The sequence below is a fragment of the Paenibacillus sp. 01T47 genome, from assembly GCF_056398245.1.
In genome coordinates this window covers 58,724-76,645 of sequence record NZ_JBFTPA010000020.1, presented here as the reverse complement: position 1 = coordinate 76,645, position 17,922 = coordinate 58,724, and the positions used below count along the sequence as shown (strand labels likewise).

General features: G+C 40.9%; 21 protein-coding genes. 14 read left to right on the top strand and 7 right to left on the bottom strand.

Annotated elements, in window-relative coordinates:
* Positions 1 to 58: 58 nt before the first annotated feature.
* Positions 59 to 247, bottom strand: coding sequence for a hypothetical protein (locus AC1DOV_RS28370; protein ID WP_339208474.1), 189 nt, complete (start codon positions 245 to 247; stop codon positions 59 to 61).
* Between the two features lie 105 nt (positions 248 to 352).
* Positions 353 to 1,498, bottom strand: coding sequence for an MFS transporter (locus AC1DOV_RS28365; protein ID WP_477551623.1), 1,146 nt, complete (start codon positions 1,496 to 1,498; stop codon positions 353 to 355).
* Positions 1,499 to 1,616: 118 nt separating this feature from the next.
* Between AC1DOV_RS28365 and AC1DOV_RS28360 the strand changes: the two genes are divergently transcribed.
* Together AC1DOV_RS28360 and AC1DOV_RS28355 are read left to right on the top strand one after the other, a co-directional pair.
* Positions 1,617 to 2,486, top strand: coding sequence for a LysR substrate-binding domain-containing protein (locus tag AC1DOV_RS28360; protein ID WP_441882025.1), 870 nt, complete (start codon positions 1,617 to 1,619; stop codon positions 2,484 to 2,486).
* Positions 2,487 to 2,567: 81 nt separating this feature from the next.
* Positions 2,568 to 3,086 carry a GyrI-like domain-containing protein gene (locus AC1DOV_RS28355; RefSeq protein ID WP_441882028.1) on the top strand — a complete coding sequence of 173 codons (519 nt, stop codon included), beginning with the start codon at positions 2,568 to 2,570 and terminating at the stop codon, positions 3,084 to 3,086.
* Between the two features lie 11 nt (positions 3,087 to 3,097).
* On the opposite strand, the gene AC1DOV_RS28350 is transcribed toward AC1DOV_RS28355, so the two are convergent.
* From AC1DOV_RS28350 to AC1DOV_RS28335, 4 genes are read right to left on the bottom strand one after another with little or no spacing between them, the layout of a single operon-like run.
* Complete coding sequence (locus AC1DOV_RS28350) at positions 3,098 to 4,150, bottom strand: Ger(x)C family spore germination protein (protein WP_477551622.1); 1,053 nt, start codon at positions 4,148 to 4,150, stop codon at positions 3,098 to 3,100.
* Positions 4,147 to 5,217, bottom strand: coding sequence for a GerAB/ArcD/ProY family transporter (locus AC1DOV_RS28345; protein WP_477551621.1), 1,071 nt, complete (start codon positions 5,215 to 5,217; stop codon positions 4,147 to 4,149). Before AC1DOV_RS28345 ends, AC1DOV_RS28350 begins: the two co-directional genes overlap by 4 nt.
* Complete coding sequence (locus AC1DOV_RS28340; protein ID WP_477512623.1) at positions 5,210 to 6,556, bottom strand: spore germination protein; 1,347 nt, start codon at positions 6,554 to 6,556, stop codon at positions 5,210 to 5,212. The genes AC1DOV_RS28345 and AC1DOV_RS28340 overlap by 8 nt, the downstream gene beginning before the upstream one ends.
* A gap of 56 nt (positions 6,557 to 6,612) precedes the next feature.
* A complete protein-coding gene (locus tag AC1DOV_RS28335; protein ID WP_339208485.1) occupies positions 6,613 to 6,828 on the bottom strand; it encodes an alpha/beta-type small acid-soluble spore protein in 216 nt (71 codons plus the stop codon).
* A 181-nt stretch (positions 6,829 to 7,009) separates the two neighbouring features.
* On the opposite strand from AC1DOV_RS28335, the gene AC1DOV_RS28330 reads away from it, so the two are divergent.
* From AC1DOV_RS28330 to AC1DOV_RS28285, 10 genes are all read left to right on the top strand, one after another.
* Positions 7,010 to 7,558: a GNAT family N-acetyltransferase gene (locus tag AC1DOV_RS28330; protein WP_477551620.1), complete on the top strand. Its 549-nt coding sequence runs from the start codon at positions 7,010 to 7,012 to the stop codon at positions 7,556 to 7,558.
* A 147-nt stretch (positions 7,559 to 7,705) separates the two neighbouring features.
* On the top strand, positions 7,706 to 8,425 hold the full coding sequence (locus AC1DOV_RS28325) for an MORN repeat-containing protein (protein ID WP_441882043.1): 720 nt from the start codon (positions 7,706 to 7,708) through the stop codon (positions 8,423 to 8,425).
* Positions 8,426 to 8,605: 180 nt separating this feature from the next.
* Entirely contained in the window at positions 8,606 to 8,872 is a 267-nt protein-coding gene (locus AC1DOV_RS28320) for a hypothetical protein (protein ID WP_441882046.1), read from the top strand.
* 190 nt (positions 8,873 to 9,062) lie between these two features.
* Positions 9,063 to 9,680, top strand: coding sequence for a cyclase family protein (locus AC1DOV_RS28315; protein WP_477551619.1), 618 nt, complete (start codon positions 9,063 to 9,065; stop codon positions 9,678 to 9,680).
* 63 nt (positions 9,681 to 9,743) lie between these two features.
* Positions 9,744 to 10,433 carry a metal-dependent hydrolase gene (locus tag AC1DOV_RS28310; RefSeq protein ID WP_477551618.1) on the top strand — a complete coding sequence of 230 codons (690 nt, stop codon included), beginning with the start codon at positions 9,744 to 9,746 and terminating at the stop codon, positions 10,431 to 10,433.
* Positions 10,430 to 10,684 (top strand): hypothetical protein, encoded by a 255-nt coding sequence (locus tag AC1DOV_RS28305; protein WP_477551617.1) that lies wholly within the window; start codon positions 10,430 to 10,432, stop codon positions 10,682 to 10,684. Before AC1DOV_RS28310 ends, AC1DOV_RS28305 begins: the two co-directional genes overlap by 4 nt.
* Before the next feature lie 221 nt (positions 10,685 to 10,905).
* Positions 10,906 to 11,784 carry a TolB family protein gene (locus tag AC1DOV_RS28300; RefSeq protein ID WP_477551616.1) on the top strand — a complete coding sequence of 293 codons (879 nt, stop codon included), beginning with the start codon at positions 10,906 to 10,908 and terminating at the stop codon, positions 11,782 to 11,784.
* Positions 11,785 to 11,996: 212 nt separating this feature from the next.
* Positions 11,997 to 12,257 (top strand): hypothetical protein, encoded by a 261-nt coding sequence (locus tag AC1DOV_RS28295; RefSeq protein WP_076270117.1) that lies wholly within the window; start codon positions 11,997 to 11,999, stop codon positions 12,255 to 12,257.
* Positions 12,258 to 12,391: 134 nt separating this feature from the next.
* A complete protein-coding gene (locus AC1DOV_RS28290; protein WP_339208498.1) occupies positions 12,392 to 12,592 on the top strand; it encodes a hypothetical protein in 201 nt (66 codons plus the stop codon).
* A 636-nt stretch (positions 12,593 to 13,228) separates the two neighbouring features.
* Positions 13,229 to 13,648, top strand: a complete 420-nt coding sequence (locus AC1DOV_RS28285) for a GreA/GreB family elongation factor (protein WP_477512628.1) — start codon at positions 13,229 to 13,231, stop codon at positions 13,646 to 13,648.
* Positions 13,649 to 13,719: 71 nt separating this feature from the next.
* Here AC1DOV_RS28285 and arfA read toward each other — a convergent pair whose 3' ends face one another.
* Positions 13,720 to 15,231, bottom strand: coding sequence for an arabinosylfuranosidase ArfA (arfA, locus tag AC1DOV_RS28280; protein WP_477551615.1), 1,512 nt, complete (start codon positions 15,229 to 15,231; stop codon positions 13,720 to 13,722).
* Between the two features lie 159 nt (positions 15,232 to 15,390).
* Here arfA and AC1DOV_RS28275 point away from each other — a divergent pair, with 159 nt between their 5' ends.
* Positions 15,391 to 16,293 (top strand): ArsR/SmtB family transcription factor, encoded by a 903-nt coding sequence (locus AC1DOV_RS28275; protein WP_441882064.1) that lies wholly within the window; start codon positions 15,391 to 15,393, stop codon positions 16,291 to 16,293.
* Positions 16,294 to 16,344: 51 nt separating this feature from the next.
* A complete protein-coding gene (locus tag AC1DOV_RS28270) occupies positions 16,345 to 17,919 on the top strand; it encodes a response regulator transcription factor (protein WP_477551614.1) in 1,575 nt (524 codons plus the stop codon).
* The last annotated feature ends 3 nt before the right edge of the window (positions 17,920 to 17,922 follow it).

The window sequence follows — 17,922 nt, the reverse complement described above, 5'->3', positions numbered from 1 at the left end:
TTTGCTAACTGCAGAGGCCTTATTTATATGGTTGCCGCAACATTAGTAAGCAATTTCTTTATCCAGTTACAGCATCTACTCGTGATTGATCAGCATTAATGCAGCGTTTGCATACCGTGATCGATGAGCCGTTTTTTGTCGCTCGCGGATAAAGCAATTTGATTCTAGTACGATTGCAAGTAGGGCAGGTGCCTCTGCCGCGAGATGGGAGGTTCCAAAGCGTCCGTCCTCTTTTTGATTTTGCCATCGATTATTCCTCCTTTCCGTTCAAGTAATGGTTAAAACAATTTGTTTCAATAACTGTATTTTAATTCCTGTTCAGGTAGGTTTGAAAGATAATAAATGACTATAATTAAACTGTTTCTTTTTTGTCGCCTATCTTCAAACTAGCAGCGAGCAAAATGAAGATGATGATCATTAGCATGGCTAGCGCCGGAGCAAAGTTATCAAATAGATCGGATGTGAAGCCGATAAATAGAGGGCCAATGCATCCTAATAAGTAACCGCCAAATTGCATGACAGCTGATAATGATGTGGCTTCTTCCGCACTTTTAGCCTCTTGAATTGGAATAAGGATTGCTAGTGGAAACAGACCGCCAGCACCAATACCTAGAAAAACAGCAGCAAACCATGGAGAAAAATGCAAAAGCAATAAAACAATTCCGATCAGTTCCGAAACACCGCATACGAGCAGCCAAGTTTTTCTACGGCCAGTTTTACTTACAAGCATTGGAATGAAGAAGCTAATAGGAATTTGAATAACAGTAAATAATGTAAGGACAAGACCGGATTGCGAATGGCTTAAACCTAACGATTGAGCAATAGGAGCGAGCCAAGCAATTATCGAATAAAAAATAGCGGCCATACAACCAAAAAACAAGGTAAACAACTGTACACGTTTATTTTTGACGAACAAGGATGAGATCGGAATAACGGTACTATTTGTTCCTTTTTTCTTTAAAAGCGGGAGAAGCAATAGAGAAGCGGGCAGTGCTAGAATGCTCCAGAAGCTTAAAGAGTTCTGCCACGATTCATTTAGTTTATGGAATAACGGCACAGAGAAGCTGGACGCAATCGCAGCTCCAATGACCATAGCTACAGAGTATACGCCTGTTATACCCGGCTTATTTGGAAAGTGTTTTTTTATAAAGCCTGAGATTAATGGTCCTGCAATTCCAATTCCAATACCCGTGAATAGCGATGTCGTAATTAAGAAAAGACTGCTATTTGCGAATACACGAAGGGAAGTGGCTGTCAGGATCAAGAGCATAGCCGCAAGCAATGACTTTTCTATTCCTAAATGGGAATTCAACTTTATCGCCAAAACAGCAAATATCCCCATACAAAGAACGGGCAGTGTCGTCATCAAACTTACGGTGACCCCGCTCATTCCTAAATGGGATTGAATAATATCAAATAATGGACCGACCGAAGTAATCGATGGTCTTAAATTCAAGGATACAAGAAATATAACTAAAATAAGATACATATAACGCATAGGAAACATCCCCTTCTTGGTTGTTGCACTCATTATAGTTTTGTATTTATAATAGTTCAATACTATATATTCTATAGAAACGATAGCATTTAACTATCATAAAAGAAGGGATGTTACTATGGAAATTAGACAATTACAATACTTTCTTATGTTGTGCAATGAATTGCATTTCTCTGAAGCGGCATACAAATTAGGGATTTCACAACCGACGTTAAGTCAACAAATACGGGTGATGGAAGATGAGCTAGGCGTTCCTTTATTCGATCGGATTGGTAAAAAAACGGTTAAAACCGAGGCGGGAGAGCTTCTTGAAAGCTATGCTTTGAACATTGTTCAACAATTAGAAAACGCCAAAAAGGCGGTATCCGATCTTACCAATCTGGATGCTGGTCAATTGCGAGTAGCCGTGCTGCCATCGGATCTCGATTATCGATTAACTTCATTGCTCGTTGATTTCCACAGGGAACTGCCAAATACAAAGGTTCAAGTTATACCATCGATTGATATTTCAAATAAAGTGCTGAACAATGAGGTTGATATTGGTGTTGGTCTAGCGATTCAGTCAGATCCAAGGTTAACTCGTATTCCTTTCTATACCGAATCGTACAGCCTATACGTAAATAAAGAACATCATTTGGCAGCGCAGGATATTATTTTGCCAGAACAATTATTAGAGATCCCTTTTGTAATGTTCCCCAAAGGTTTTTATGGGCGTGATTTAATTGACACATGGTGCAAAGAGCAAGAAATATCTATACACACCATTATGGAGACAGGGTCTGTTACATCTTTGTTTCAGCTCGTAACAGAAGGAATTGGGGCTACCATACAACCAAGCCAATTGATTGAAAGCTTCCGTTCGATGAATATCTGTGCGATTCCGATTAAACATTCACCGACGCGAGAGTTAGAAATTTTTTATCGCAATGATCGATATTTGAGTCGTGCGGCTAAAGTTTTTATGAAGCGGTTGGAACTGTTTTTTTGAGGAAGTAGTTGCAATTACGTTTACTTTTATGTAAAAATTTAGATGGAATTATTGATTGATAGGCTGAGAGGAGAGGATCATTTGAAAGAGGAAACTGAAATAGAGATGGTCGAAGTAGCGCCATTTAAGGCGCTGGCAGTGCGGACAGGAATGACGCCAGACAAGAGTGGTACAAGGGTGGCTTGGAGCAAGCTGACTGAACATGTGCCGCTGGACGATGAACGGCTGACTTCAGTACAATCAGCGTTTGTATTCATCCCTCAGCAGCAATGGGATAAGGAAGTGGATACACTTTGGGTCGGTCTTAAGGTTAAAGAGTTTGGCATCGTGCCTGAAGGCGTTGAAGCGCTTGAAGTTAGCGGTGGACTGTGTGCTAGCTCTCGCGTGTATGGCGATGAGACGAGCATGTGGGGTGTATACGAGAAGATGTTCTCCTGGCTGGAGCAGTCACCGGATTACGAGCTAGATAAACGTGACGGTATACTCGGTATGGAGACGGTTCCGCTCAAGCCAATCAATGCGTTGACCATTCCTTATTCAGACATCAAGACCTTCGATTTCACGATGCTCTATCCGGTTCGGAAGAAGCTGATCAAGTAACAGCTATTGCTTTATTTGATATCACCGCTGTCTCTAATAATCACTTTAACGGTAAACTCTTGTTTTAACTTAGGAAACCATACTGTTTTCCAGTTTTCACTTTGATTCTCAGTCATCTTATTACGGTAATATTGTCCCAGCCCCAAAATATCTGATTTATGAGCTTGAAGTCTGCTGAGTAGATTAGAGTATCTCTTAAGCATTAAAGCTTCCAGCTCTTTTTCAACCTCTGCATTCGTAGGGTTTCCCTCCTCTTCTTCAATAACGCCTATTAGTTTCATATGGCTCTTGATGTTTGGAGTGGAACCAGACCAACTCGCTTCATTGTGAACACGAGCACTATCGATCATAACGGTTGCATTATTCATGAGTTCAACCGTTCCTCCTGAATATTGGCCTTGGTAAAGGTTGTATATTAGAGTCTCTTCAATTGACATTTTCCCGACCATACGATCCCTGTTCATTATGGCAGAACCGAGGGACATGAAGGGCGTAGTAACCCCTTTCGCAATAAGAGGGATTGCAGTATCCTCTGTTTGTACATACATTCCGCGGTAGGCTTCCCAAATGTGAATAATGGAAATATTCGGTGTCCAACCAGACTCCTTGCCAAAAAAATCATAAGCGGATAAACCGATATTCACCTTTTTCTTATCGTGCATTAGCTGTGAGAAATCTCCAGATACAATAGCGACTAATGCTTTTGGTGAAATTTCTTTTGAACGGATAACAAATTCGATGGCGTCTTTAATGCTTTTTCTTGCCGTGGTTTCGCTTATGAGCAGCAGTTTTAAGTGTAATAAATCAACACTCTCCTCTGCATGGGTTCGGAGCATGTCAACAGCCTTGTCGATTGATTTGGCTTCCGCTTGCAGCGTTCTTGTTGAGTTGTTTTGTTGGCTTGGAATACGTAAAAAAACTTGAACATTGCCCTCCTTGCCTTCCGTTATTCCCATAATGACAGGCAGCATACGTTTATTAATGTCTTTATTATTCCAGCAGCCTCCTAATACGGTGAAGCTGCAGCATAATAATATGAATGCAATAAGAGGCTTATATCTCATGCCAGATTCCTCCTTTTTACCATACCCATAATGAAAATAGCTAAAGGTATCGCGAAAATACAGTAAAAGCGGAACCATGTATCCATATTGATGAGAACTTGAACAGCATTCCAAGTGGGGAGAAACCCTGCAAGCGCAACGACTGAAATAGCGAGAATGATCACGATGACGGGTATAGAGGAAATGAGATAAAGCTTTTGAATTAATTGGATCATCATCCAAAGTAGAAGAGCAGCATAAACAAAAACAGAAATGAGCGTACATGTAATAAAAAATAATGTTAGTCTATCAAACATAATCCAACTGATATCGATGGAATCCATGGATATGATGGTTGGGAATTGAAAGCGAGACGAGGTTTCGCGGCCGAATATAAAAAGCGGAATATAAACGAGAGCAATATAAAAAAATAGCAAACTCACATAAGTTAAAAAAATGGATTTGCTTTTTTTTAATATTGGATATTTATAGAGAGGGATAAATCCTAAGAACAAAAATCCAGAGTGTGCAATAAAACTCGAGTAAAAATCAGCGCTGGCCATGAATGAAAAGGTTTTATCTAACAGCGGATAACCATTCTTTAAATCAAAATTGCCAAACGAAGTGAAAAACGAAAAAAGTGTCACTGGCATACAAATGATAAAAAGAATAAGAGTTGCTCTTATGATCGTAAGAATTCCTTTCCAAGCCGCATATAGAGGCACGAGTACCAATAATGCAAGTGACCATAGCGGATATTCTGGAAGGAAGGTCACGGTCAGCATTTCGGAGTGAACCCGGAGAATGACACAAACATCGATAAAGAAGAACAGGAGCAACGGGGCAAGAATGAAGCGTGCAGCCCATTTTCCTGTTATTTCATTAAAAATATCGACAAGATCCATTTTTGGAAAACCAGCAAGACCTTTTAGATACAGCCACATTAAGATCCATTCCAACATAAATCCGATTAAAATAGGCTCCCAATGACCGCTTTTTGTAGACGCGATCGTTTTTTCAGGGAAAACTAAAAGAATGGTAGCAATATGAACTAAAAAAAATGTAGTTAATGGTGCGAATTTACTCATTAGAACCTCCAGATTTTATACTCGAGTTCACATACGGGTAGTGGAAAGTAGTCATACTTGATAAGTAAAAACAAATCCAGACGACCCCAACGAGCGTGCCTAGCAGGCCATAAACCGCGCTGATTAACAAAACAACGTATTTTAGGATTCGAATCATATACGCATTTTGGTAGCTGACTAACGTGAAATTGGCGATTGTTGTCGCAGCTAAAATAATGATTAATAAATTACTGACCAATTTTGCCTGAACAACGGCTTGGCCAAGTATAATTCCCCCTACCATCGTAGTGGTGGGTCCTATACTCTTTGGAAGTCTTATGCTCGCTTCGATAACCATCTCCAAAATGCCAAGCATGAACAAAGCTTCGACGAGTGCGGGATAAGGTACACCTTCTCTGCTTAGTGCCACAGATAAAGCCAGTTGAATACGAAGAACCTCTGGATTGACCGCAACCAAGGCAACATAAAGACCTGGTGCTAGAAGGCTTACGAACAATCCGAGAATCCGTACCATGCGTATGGTAATCATATAAACGAATGGATAGTTGCGATCCCCTTGCATACTCCAAAGATCGGTCACAAAACCAGGCATAGCCATTGCAAAGGGATGATGATCCAAAAAAATGATGATGCGGCCTTCCATTAAATGCCGAACGGATTCTGAAGGAAGCTCAGTTGAAAGGAATGGAGGGACAAGGCTGTACTTTGGCAATCCTAGCATTTTTGATAAATCTTGAATGCTTTCAATTTCAGTGTCTTTATGTTTCTCCAAAAGGGAGTTGATATGGTTTACAAATTTTTTTTGAGACCTGCTTTTTATGTAAAACATGCTGACTTGGCGGGGATTAAACGAGCCTACTGAATAAGAACTGACGATTAAATGATTGGCTGTTATTTTGGATCGCAACATGCCGATATTCGTATTGATATCTTCCGTAAACGCATCGAATGATGATAATAGTACACTTTCAGTTTGAGGGGGGCTGATCGCTCGGGAGATTTGCGGATGCAATAAATTAAGCATTAAAATGGTGGAACCGTCTTCAGAAAAGAGGCCAATTCTCCCTCGTAATAATGATTGTGCGATCTCATCTAGAGATTTCACATAAGCCCCTCCAAAAGTAGAAAAAATCTGATCGAAAACATCGATCGATTCATTGGAATAGAGCTCGAGCAGAAGTAAAGAATTTCTAGACTCATTAATGTTTACTAGAGATTCAAAATAGCAAAGTTGAATTTTTCTGTTATGAATGAGAAAATCCTCTTTGACGAAGTCTGAGCTTTCTTCGAAATATTGGTTTACTTGATCATATAAGTTCATGGATAATGGTTGATTCATGGTTTACCACCCCGTAGTTAAGGCCCTCCACAAAGCGGAGGGCCTTTGGCTGTTGTTTAGAAGTTGCGTTGACCTAATTGTTGTTCAGCAATTTGGACGAGCTTCTTCGTAATATATCCACCGATTGAGCCTGCATCACGAGTCGATAAATTACCGTTATAACCATCTTGCGAGAACTGTACACCTAATTGCTGTGCTGCCTCTGTTTTCATTTGAGAAATGGCTTGTCTTGCTTGCGGTACGACTAAAGTATTCGAACTTCTTCTGCTCATGTTTTATCACTCCTTCATGGGATGTAAGGTTATTATGGTTTGTAAATTGTAAATGTATGCAAGTTTAAAAACAGATTTTTCGAAAAAATTACAATGCTTATAAAGATGAGTATAATGAGTATTGCATTGATGCGGAAAATGGCATTTCATACACAAATAAAAAGCTTAGGAGTGATGGTTTGTGAAAGGTGAGAAAATATATCTGTCTCCATTAGAAATAAAGGATACCGAAGAGCTGCTTGCAATTAGACAAAGGAATTTTCATTTTTTTCAGCCATTTGAGCCTATAAGGCCAGAGCATTATTTTACGGTCGAAGAACAGAAAAAAATGATTGAATCAAGCCTGCAAGCTGCGGCTAATGATCAAGGTTTTGTGTTTGGCGTGTTTCATAACGAGTCGAATAAGCTTATAGGGAGAATCGAATTATCAGGCATCGCGCGAGGCCCTTTTCAAAATGCGTATCTGGGTTACTTCCTTGATCAAGAGCATAACGGCAAAGGTTATGCGACTGAAGCCGTATCATTATGTGTCAAATTTGCGTTTGATCAAATCGGCTTGCATCGTATTCAAGCTGGAGTGATGCCAAGAAACTTGCCATCGATCCGAGTCCTTACGAAAGCTGGCTTTAGATACGAAGGATTTTCCACTAAATATTTGAAAATTAATGGCGTTTGGGAAGACCATGCGATTTATGCGATTATTACTGAGGATAGGGATGCTGCTCAGTAGAAATCCATCAAATAAAATGGGATTAAAAAGAGAAAATGATCCGCTTAGCCGAACATCATTTTTGGGAAATGTTTCAAATTCGCATAGGGTGTGTATTAGCCTAATAGAATGAATTTAAACAAACAAAGAATGGGGTAGTGATGTTCAATGAAAAAAATGTGTTCACTTATGCTAAGTTTGTTTCTGGTAGTCGTTGTTTTTGCAGGAACAAGTGGAGGAACCACCGCAGAAGCCGCTGTTAAAAAAGAGTATCTTGAAATTTCAAAAAACGTCGTCTATTACGGACAATTGAAAAACGGCAAACCGCATGGAAAGGGAACAATGTCCTGGTACCAAACAAAAACGTATTCAGGTGATTGGGTGGACGGCAAACGAAGCGGGCTTGGTAAATTTGTGAGCAGATCTACAAGCGAAGGCACAGAAATTACATACGATGGCGCTTGGAAAAACGATATTAAATCAGGCAATGGTTCATTGAATACGAAGATTATCCGCTCGGATGGCAGTGTACAATCGCATAAGATCCAATTCGGTCAGTTTACGAATGACAAGTTCACAGCAGGATATTCCGTATTGCATGTGAAAGATGAGCCAGCATATAGCTTTAACTACAAAGATGCAACGATGAATCTTCAAGTGATCGGTACGAATGTGAAGATGAAGGAAGCATGGAAAAATGGTACTTTCTCAACCATTCAGTTCATGAAGGGCAAAGTGATGAAGCATTACGCTGTCGCATTCAACGAAAACCCTTCTTTGGTAAAACAGAACAAAGCGACACTTAAATATTTACAAGGCATTCAATCACAAGTAAACACGCATTTGATTAAGTTTGAAAGCTTAGCTAAGCGGGTGCCTTTGGCTTAATGCATAATAGATTTTAAGCGGATGGCTCCTTATTTGAAGGGGCCATCCTTTTTTTAATCCTCCTTCACGTTTGTCAAGTACTACAGAAACATGGTACTAGGTGGATGGTGAGGTGTTGTGTATAGTTAATTTATCCATACAACGCGTGGAAAAGGTACTTCAGGAGGGTGAATAGTTGCTGTGAATACGACATTAATAAGAAATGGTGAGCTGCAATGGAAAGCATCCATCCTGAAGCAGCATGAAACATATGCCTATCAAGCGGCTTATTATTTGCTTGAAGATGAGTTCCTTGCAGCCAAAGCAGCGATGGATACACTTGCAGCATTGATTCGTGATGAAGCTTTTTTTGTTAAGGAAGCCGTGCTTCAGCAGAAGCAATTGAAACAATTGGTTATGAAAATATCGCTGGGCATTAAAGCTTCACACCTGCAAACTTCAATTTAACCAAATAACAATAAACCTCAAACTTATGCTTCACTCTCCTCGTTACTTGATCTAAATCAAATCAATTCTACTCCAAGTCCATTTTGGATTTTTTCTCTCCCTGCCGTTAAAGCTCATTTTCGTAATCAACTCTGATATGATATAGTTTTTATGTAAGATAAAGACAATTCATGCAGGAGGATGTGGCAGTATGATCATAGACTTGACGCATATGATTCATGACGGAATGCCGGTATTTCCGGGGCACATAGAGACGACTCTGGTGCAAAGCAATCATTTTCAAAGTGATGGGTACAATAATCACCAATTATCGATTAATATGCATGCAGGTACTCATATCGACGGCCCGATGCACTTATTGGACATTCAGAAATATATGACAGAAACCTCAGTCGAGCAATTTGTTGGAGATGGCGTGCTGCTGGATGTAACTGGAGCTGCAGTAGTCGATTACAAAGAAGAGTACGAAACACGTATTCATGAGGGACAGATCGTTATTTTACATACTGGGCACGGCGATTTTTATGGGAAACCTTATTATTTCAGCGATTATCCGGCTTTGACCGCCGATTTTGTTGATTTGCTTATTCGAAAAAAGGTGAAAATGATCGGTTTAGATACCCCTTCGCCTGACCGCTATCCTTTTTCCATTCATAAAAGCTTGTTTGGCAGCAATATTTTTATTATAGAAAATTTAGCGAATGTAAAGCGGCTGATCGGCATTCAAGCTTTTGAAATTATAGCACTGCCGCTTCTTATTCAAGCGGATTCATCCATTGCACGAGTGATCGCACGCGTAAAAGAATAACGATATAATGAGACGTAAAGCAAGCCCAAGCTTTCAACTAAAACGAAGGAGGATGATGTTTTTATGGATATTATTTATCATGGACACTCTTGTATTCAATTGATCGCGGGGGACAAATCACTTATTATAGATCCCTTTCTGAGAGGCAATCCGCTTGCCACTACGAAAGCGGAGGAGATAAAGACGGATGCGGTACTCCTCACTCATGCTCATATGGACCATATTTTAGATGCGGATCAGATTGCATTAAACAATGATGCTCCTGTTGTTGCGAACCCGGAGCTCGCGGCTTATATGTCATGGAAGGGTGTAAAAACGATGGGCATGAACATTGGCGGAACGTTAGATTTGGGATTTGCCAAAGCTAAAATGGTACAAGCGTTCCATTCCTCAGGAATCGTTGTCGAAGAGGACAAAACCATTTTGTACGGTGGCATGCCTGCCGGTTACATTGTAAATATGGAACAACTAAATGTTCTTCATGCAGGCGATACCGCATTATTTGGCGATATGAAAATGATTGGTGACCGTCATTCGATCGATATCGCTTTTATTCCGATTGGCGATCATTATACGATGGGGATAGATGATGCGCTTCAAGCAGCAATCTGGTATAACGCGAAGCTGGTTGTGCCTGTTCATTACAATACTTTTCCTGCCATTCGCCAAGAGGCTGAAAGCTTCGTGCAGCAGCTGCAAGAAAGAGGGATTAACGGAAAAGTACTGAAACCAGGCGAGAAAATAACGGTATGACTAGGCATGTCATTTACATTGTCACATGTGTTTTTATAATCGTAATGTCAGTCTGTTTACTTTGGTACGCGCTATGGGATGCGAGTCAGCCCAAAACTGGACCTGTTGGCAACGGCGTTCATATGCCTACTTTCCAAGACTTATGGCCGATATACAGTATGATGGCAATGGGTGTTTTGAATTTGCCTGTGGCCATTATGCGTTATTTGGAATATAAGAAGACACAAGTGAAAGATGATGTAATGAAATAAGGCGTTTGAGAGTAAAAAGGATTGACAGCGATTTCACGTTTTGTGTATGATGTACCTGTTAACGCGTGTTCATAATGATCAAAACAACATAGAATTAAGTCCTATTTAAGAAATAGGATTTATTTTTTAATATGTATAAACACGTGTTCACGAATGAGGTGCCGTGATACAAGTGAATGCAGATTTTAGAAATTATACTTATATAAGGCGGTAGATATGAGATGGAAGCTGCACAAGAATCCCGAAATAATGAAGAGCGCACATTAGTCAGCATGCTTGAAAAGATCGATGTGAAAACTGGCGAACGCATAGTTTTGGCTGAATTTAATCATTTAATTGAAGCGCCAAACTGGACCAAAGACGGCAACCATCTTATTTATAACAGCGGAGGTTTGCTCTACACCTTTGAGCTAGCAACTGGGGAAAGCAAGCTGATCGAGTCGGGGTATGCCAATCATTGCAACAATGATCATGTTTTGTCACCTGACAATACACAATTAGCGGTAAGCCATCACACGCAGGAAGATGGAAAATCACGAATTTATATATTTTCATTATCTGAAGGTTTGCCTGCCCTAATCACACCGTTAGCGCCAAGCTATTTGCACGGCTGGTCTCCTGACGGCGCCTCGCTCGCTTACTGTGCAGAAAGGAATGGTCAGTACAACATTTATACGATACCGGCTCACGGCGGGATCGAAGCACAGCTGACCGATACGCCTGGTCTGGATGATGGACCGGAATATTCGCCGGACGGCCTACATATTTGGTTCAATTCGACAAGAACTGGCTTGATGCAAGTATGGCGCATGAACGTTGATGGAAGCGAGCAGACTCAAATGACATTTGATGAGAGCAATAATTGGTTTCCACATGTGTCTCCCGATGGTGAATCCGTTGCTTATATTACATACCGCAAGGGTGATGTTGAGCCGAACGATCATCCTGCCAATAAAGATGTTGAAATTCGTCTAATGCCAAGCAAAGGCGGACCACATGCTGTCATTGCTGAATTATTTGGCGGCCAGGGCACAATCAATGTGAACTCTTGGTCGCCGGATAGCCGCGAGCTCGCTTTTGTTAGCTATAAATTTATATAATTATTTTTGTTTGAAGGAGCGAATCCATACATCATTTAGAACGAATATATGCTTATAGTAGCATGACAATATTCCTGCTCTTCTCACTAACCGTGAAGGAGCGGGATTTTTGTTGTGAAATATTTTTTTTCGACTTCTTACTTCGACAACGTTTTATTATTCATGAAGCTATACTAAACAGGTGCTATTTTATTGACAGCGGAGGGTTGCTCATGACTAATTCGAATTTCAGAAAGCGGATAGTTTGGTTCATTAACAGTGAGAGCGAACGAGTGTTAAGTAATTTGAAGAGCGGGGCAGTTAATAAAGAGAATGCTTTAGGAAGCTTTAATACGCTGTATCAGATCGCTTCATCAACAAGAGATACGGATACGATGGTAAGCTTGTGCGAAATGATCGACAAGGTAAGAGAATCGAATCATCGATCTGGATTATTTCATTTTACTGAGATGCGCAAAGGATCATTTTATTGACTCTATATCGTTTTCATAGGCGATTTCAAAGAAAAGAGACCGATTCCGGTCTTTTTTTGTTGATTCAATTATTTCCTGCGGGGTAAGTATTGTTTAAGAATAATCATACAACGAAGCTGAAGGGAGCACTGAGCATGAATAAACCTACTAAAAAGCTTAATAAATTGCTTTTGATAACGATGATGAGTATAGTTGTTATTTTTACCGCTTCCGCTTGCAATAATGATAAGGATGTTAACAATAATGGCAACAGCAACGTGATTGAAGACGGCGCCAATAACACCCCTGATACGACGGATGATGCCATAACAAACGATGATGCTACAACACCTTAAATACGCATTTCTATGTAAAAGTGAACAAAGTGAGAGCCTCTGAAAGAAGGCTCTCTTTGTCTTTCAACTATTTTTTTGATTTTTTCTTTTTTGCTCTCGAAATATAGGATCTCTCGCTTTTATGGCGTTTATGCGAACGGTTTGATCTGTTTTCTTGTTCGCCACCTACTTGATTTTCATCAACATAGCAGTATTGATAAAGGTGTTTTTCACAAGGAACACAGTGATGACGTGTAACAACGTTTACTTGGTGAACTACCTCTATGATTTGTGGATGGAAAACATCTCTGGTAACCGTTACTGGAGGATCATATACCCGGACTGTCGGACAAAATGGTCTGCAAGACAATATTGTCAGCTCCTTTCCTAGTAGTCTTCTATACAATATGAAACTCCCTTATACAATGCTTGTGCTACTGCCTTGCGAGACAAATGAGGATAGAGAAGCGCTAGGTTAATTCAATGGTTCGATCAAATAAAACTAGAGATTGGACTTCTGATTGAAGTCTGATAATATGGGAGCAAGGCCTCTACTCTTAGAGGCCTATATTTTTATAAGGAGGAAGCAGCAAATGATGCGAATCATCGTCCAAACCTTGCCGCTGCGCAATACGTCTTTAGGGGGTGAAGTATACTATGAACCATAGTCTTCCCTTAAATACCCTTAGAGATCAACTAAGGCTTCAGCTCGTAGTTTTGGGAGAAGAGAAGCAAGCTTTTCTTGATGCGCATGCGCCCAAACAGGAGTCAGAGCGTAAGCAAATCTATCAATTTATTACCGAATATGTACAGTTTGTCGAGAAAGAGCTGAAATCATCGGATGAGCGATTGCCATCAACCGTATTTATAGGCTGCGAGGTTACCATTTCTTATTTGGATGACGCTACCTCAGATACGTTCAAAATTGTTTATCCCCATGACGCAGATCCGGAGCAGAATAACATTTCGTTCCTCTCTCCTGTCGGAAGACAGCTGCTGATGAGCCGCATAGAAGATATTATATCGGTTGAGACGCCAGCTGGAGCTATGCGAATGCGAATGCTTCATATTCAATAGAACTAGAAAAAAACCGCTGAAGCTATAGCTTCAGCGGTTTTTTAGTATATTTTCTATTCTGAGAGGCTTAATTAACCTCTGTTAGTTTGAAGTCTGATCACGTTCCAAGATGCTTTACCGAGCATCGCTTTAACGTTTCCATGATCAGCTTTGGCAGTGCCGCGGTTATGAGGTACGACGTTGCTTGGGTTCGTTTTCGTATTATTTGCTTTCAAGTCATCATGCTCCAGAACGATATGCTCGATAATGCTTACATCGCCGAAGCTGCGCACATCTACATCAAGCTCAAGTCCTTCGGATAAATGACGATTGACGGCGAAAATAGTAATTTCACCTAGTTCCTCATTGAAAACGCTGATTGCTTCTAAAAAAGGAACGTCAGTGAAATCCTTGGAATCGTATTTTGGTGATGAAATAATCGGATGAAGCACGGTTCCTCTTCCATAAACGGAAGCGTGAAGATAAGGATAATAGGTCGTTTGCAGCCATAATGGCCCGCCGGTCTCTGTCATTATTGGGGCGATGACATTAATCAACTGAGCGATACATGCCATTTTTACGCGGTCCGCGTGTTTGAGCAGCGTAATCAGGAAACAGCCTACAGCCAGTGCATCCTCAAGTGTATACACATCCTCGAATTCAGGTGGAGCTACTTGCCAAAGCTCTTCTGCTCGGCTTGAGCCTATCGAGTTCCATACATTCCACTCATCAAGCGAGAGCATCAGCTTTTTCTTGCTCCGTTTCTTTGCCTTCATATAATCGCAAATGGCTGTTACGCTGTAAATGAACTGATCCATATCAAGCGATTTTGCCAAGAAGTTGGAGGAATCGTTTTCGTTATTGTTGTAATACGTATGAAGCGATAGGAAGTCCACTTGATCATAGGTAAGGTCAAGCACGGTTGCTTCCCACTCCGCGAAAGTGCTCATGCCGCTAGATGAGCTGCCACAAGCAACAAGCTCGATGGATGGATCGACCCAGCGCATTGCTTTGGCCGTTTCATTCGCAAGTCTTCCATATTCCACAGCAGTTTTTGCCCCGATTTGCCAAGGTCCGTCCATCTCATTCCCTAAGCACCAGGTTTTAAATTTATGAGGCTCTTTATAGCCATGTGAAATGCGAAGATCGCTGTAGTAAGACCCTGATGGATGGTTACAATATTCAACAAGGTTTCTAGCCGCATCAATGCCGCGTGTTCCAAGATTTACAGCCATCATCACTTCTGAGCCGACAAGCTTCGCCCAATCTGCAAATTCGTTTGTTCCTACTTCATTCGTTTCTGTTGTCCACCATGCAAGATCAAGAAGACGTTTGCGCTCGGATTTAGGCCCGACGCCATCCTCCCAATTATAGCCGGATACAAAATTTCCTCCTGGATAACGTATAATTGGCACATTCAAAGAGCGAATGGCCTCCAATGCATCGCCGCGGAAGCCGTTTTCATCTGCGGTAGGATGGCCGGGCTCGTAAATTCCCCCATATACCGCTCTGCCTAAGTGCTCAATGAATGATCCATAGAGCCGTGGGTCGACTGCGGAAAGTGTGAAGTTTTTATCAATATGCATGGTAGATTTCATAGACATGAATAATTTTCCTCCTAGTTGAATTAATGTATTAACTAATTCATATTTGTTGATTTAATATCTAATATTTATCATAATAAATAAATACATTCAATACGATTGTTGTGAATTGCTTTAGGATTAACTAAATTACTAATTGTAAAAGCGGGTGAGTTTCACATGTATTTATCAACCGATGCAGCGTCGCTGCGTGTATACGAAGCGCTTGCGAGCGAAGTGCGCTTGCAAATTATTGATTTGCTGAACAACAAAGAGATGCATATAAAGGAGCTTGCTGCAGAGTTGTATTTGAGCAGCGCAATTGTAAGCACCCATGTCAACAAGCTGCAAAATGCCGGCCTAGTTAGTTATAGAATGCGCAGAATAAATGGAGGCACTTATAAATATTGCTCCTTGTCGGCAGAGTATCTCCAAGTTAAACTGTCTAAATATGCAGAGAGTTCTAGAAAATATAAGGAAGTGTCCATGCCGGTTGGACATTATACGGATATTGAAGCTGCTCCGACCTGCGGCATTGCATCGACGGAGAAGATGATCGGGCATTATGACATGCCCACTTATTTTATGGATCCTGAGCGTGTTCAAGCAGGGATTTTATGGTTCACTAGAGGTTTTGTTGAATACAAAATTCCTAATTATTTATTTAAGGATCAGGTCGTACAGGAAATTGAAATATCATTTGAAATTGGATCAGAGGCACCCTATGTCAATGAGAATTGGCCGTCAGATATTCAATTTACTCTGAATGAGCAAAAGCTTGGCATGTGGACGAGTCCTGGCGACTTCGGCCGGATGAGAGGCCGTTATTCACCAGATTGGTGGCATTCTGACGTTAACCAGTATGGCTTATTAAAGGTGCTTCGAATAAATAAAAAAGGTTCATTTATCGATGGTCAGCAAATTTCTGATATGACGATTGATGATGTATCATGGAATCGTTCGCAGTGGACATTCCGCATAAGGGCGGATGATACGTCGCATGGCCGCGGCGGTCTCACCCTTTATGGAAAAGGGTTCGGGAATTATGACCAAGATATTGTTATTCGCAGCTATTATGAATGATTGCCTTCTTATTTGATAGAAAAAAATGACGGGGATGGCGGAGGTTTACGAATGGAAATTTCATGTCGTGTTGTTATTGTAGATGACGAACTATTAGTCAGGCAGGGAATTAAGCATCTGTTAAATTGGGAGCAGGAGGGCTTCCAGATTGTAGGAGAGGCATCAAATGGAAAAGAGGCGCTTGAGCTGATCGAGCGCGTCGAGCCTCATATTGTGATCACTGATATCGTTATGCCAGTTATGGGCGGAGAAGAGTTAACTCGTGCAATAAAGGCAAGATATCCAGAGATTGAAGTCATCATATTGAGCAGTTATGGTGAGTTTGATTATGTGAGGTCGACCTTTCAAAGCGGCGTAGTTGACTATATTTTAAAACCTAAGCTTGAAGCTATTCAGCTATTAGACACGGTGAAACGAACGGCGCAAAAAATTCCGTCTCTGAAGCTAGTGGAATCAACTAACGAGGCTTTATCCATTAAACATATTGTAGAGAAGCTAATATCCGGTTACGAGATCGATGTGGATGACCACGTCCTTGCAGAAGCATTTCCTCATAACAGCTATCGGCTGATTGGGGCAGATTTGAAGTCTCTGAACAGCATGAGCAGGGAAAGATATGATGATTCCTATTGGCTCGACAAAATGAAAGCGGTACTCAGCAGCGAATGTCCGCAGGCGGTTTATTTTGCACTGCCGGTAGAACTTAATATGGCAGCACTTCTCGTCAATATGGATCAAAGCGATCAGCATAGCTTGGTAAGAGCAGGCAGAGAGCTTGTTGCTTGGTCGGGAGAGCGGTTGAATGAGATTGGTTGGACGATCGGTGAGACATTTGATGATTTGAGGCAGCTTGGTTCGAACTACAAGAACAGTTTTCTGAAATTAAACTCCTACCGTTACTTTCTTCCGCCCTCCAATCGTTTGATCGTACATGGCAAACTTCCAAAAACCTCGGATGAAATTGATGTCTTCAACATGAATCAATTTACTGAGCTTTTGAACAGACGGCAATTCGATGAAGCGTTTGGCGAGCTGCTCAATTATGTGAATAGCCGTTCAAGCCAATATAAAACCGATGTTTTCGAGTTTAAATCCTTCTTAGGCAATGTCATTTTTAATATAACGATTTTACTGGGCCGCCTTGACCCAGCGATGAAAAAGTTAGATGAAACGAAGTATGCCTATTTCAAATCCATTGGTGAATCTTCTCATGTTAACGAGGCAGCTGCGCTCTTACAAGCATTTATTAACGAAGTGAATGACGTGGTTCAGGTGAGAGGAGCAGCAAGCAGCAACCCGAATATGACGCTGCTGCTGCAATTTATTCGGGAGAACTATGCGGAGCCGCTTAGTCTGACGGAGATCGCCAAGCATTTTCATTTTAATCCATCGTATTTGTCTAGTTATTTCACAGCGCATAATAAAGAAGGCTTTAGTGAATATTTGAATAAAATCAGAGTGGAGAAAGCGGCTGAGCTGCTGCAGCAAGACGCAGCGTCCATTTCTGAGATTAGCGGCATGGTTGGTTACTCAGATCACAGTTATTTCACGAAAGTATTTAAGAAGCTGACAGGTCTGTCGCCTAGTCATTATAGAAAACAATACATGGGCAAGAAGAGGGATTAGGTT

Bases quoted from the DNA above. Each gene is read 5' to 3' on its own strand.
- AC1DOV_RS28295 (WP_076270117.1), top strand. From the start codon at position 11,997: ATGACTAATTCGAATTTCAGAAAGCGGATAGTTTGGTTCATTAACAGT.
- AC1DOV_RS28370 (WP_339208474.1), bottom strand. From the start codon at position 247: ATGGCAAAATCAAAAAGAGGACGGACGCTTTGGAACCTCCCATCTCGC.
- AC1DOV_RS28350 (WP_477551622.1), bottom strand. From the start codon at position 4,150: ATGAGATATAAGCCTCTTATTGCATTCATATTATTATGCTGCAGCTTC.
- AC1DOV_RS28300 (WP_477551616.1), top strand. From the start codon at position 10,906: ATGGAAGCTGCACAAGAATCCCGAAATAATGAAGAGCGCACATTAGTC.
- AC1DOV_RS28315 (WP_477551619.1), top strand. From the start codon at position 9,063: ATGATCATAGACTTGACGCATATGATTCATGACGGAATGCCGGTATTT.
- AC1DOV_RS28290 (WP_339208498.1), top strand. From the start codon at position 12,392: ATGAATAAACCTACTAAAAAGCTTAATAAATTGCTTTTGATAACGATG.
- AC1DOV_RS28365 (WP_477551623.1), bottom strand. From the start codon at position 1,498: ATGCGTTATATGTATCTTATTTTAGTTATATTTCTTGTATCCTTGAAT.
- AC1DOV_RS28345 (WP_477551621.1), bottom strand. From the start codon at position 5,217: ATGAGTAAATTCGCACCATTAACTACATTTTTTTTAGTTCATATTGCT.
- arfA (WP_477551615.1), bottom strand. From the start codon at position 15,231: ATGTCTATGAAATCTACCATGCATATTGATAAAAACTTCACACTTTCC.
- AC1DOV_RS28305 (WP_477551617.1), top strand. From the start codon at position 10,430: ATGACTAGGCATGTCATTTACATTGTCACATGTGTTTTTATAATCGTA.
- AC1DOV_RS28325 (WP_441882043.1), top strand. From the start codon at position 7,706: ATGAAAAAAATGTGTTCACTTATGCTAAGTTTGTTTCTGGTAGTCGTT.
- AC1DOV_RS28340 (WP_477512623.1), bottom strand. From the start codon at position 6,556: ATGAATCAACCATTATCCATGAACTTATATGATCAAGTAAACCAATAT.
- AC1DOV_RS28270 (WP_477551614.1), top strand. From the start codon at position 16,345: ATGGAAATTTCATGTCGTGTTGTTATTGTAGATGACGAACTATTAGTC.
- AC1DOV_RS28360 (WP_441882025.1), top strand. From the start codon at position 1,617: ATGGAAATTAGACAATTACAATACTTTCTTATGTTGTGCAATGAATTG.
- AC1DOV_RS28285 (WP_477512628.1), top strand. From the start codon at position 13,229: ATGAACCATAGTCTTCCCTTAAATACCCTTAGAGATCAACTAAGGCTT.
- AC1DOV_RS28310 (WP_477551618.1), top strand. From the start codon at position 9,744: ATGGATATTATTTATCATGGACACTCTTGTATTCAATTGATCGCGGGG.
- AC1DOV_RS28275 (WP_441882064.1), top strand. From the start codon at position 15,391: ATGTATTTATCAACCGATGCAGCGTCGCTGCGTGTATACGAAGCGCTT.
- AC1DOV_RS28335 (WP_339208485.1), bottom strand. From the start codon at position 6,828: ATGAGCAGAAGAAGTTCGAATACTTTAGTCGTACCGCAAGCAAGACAA.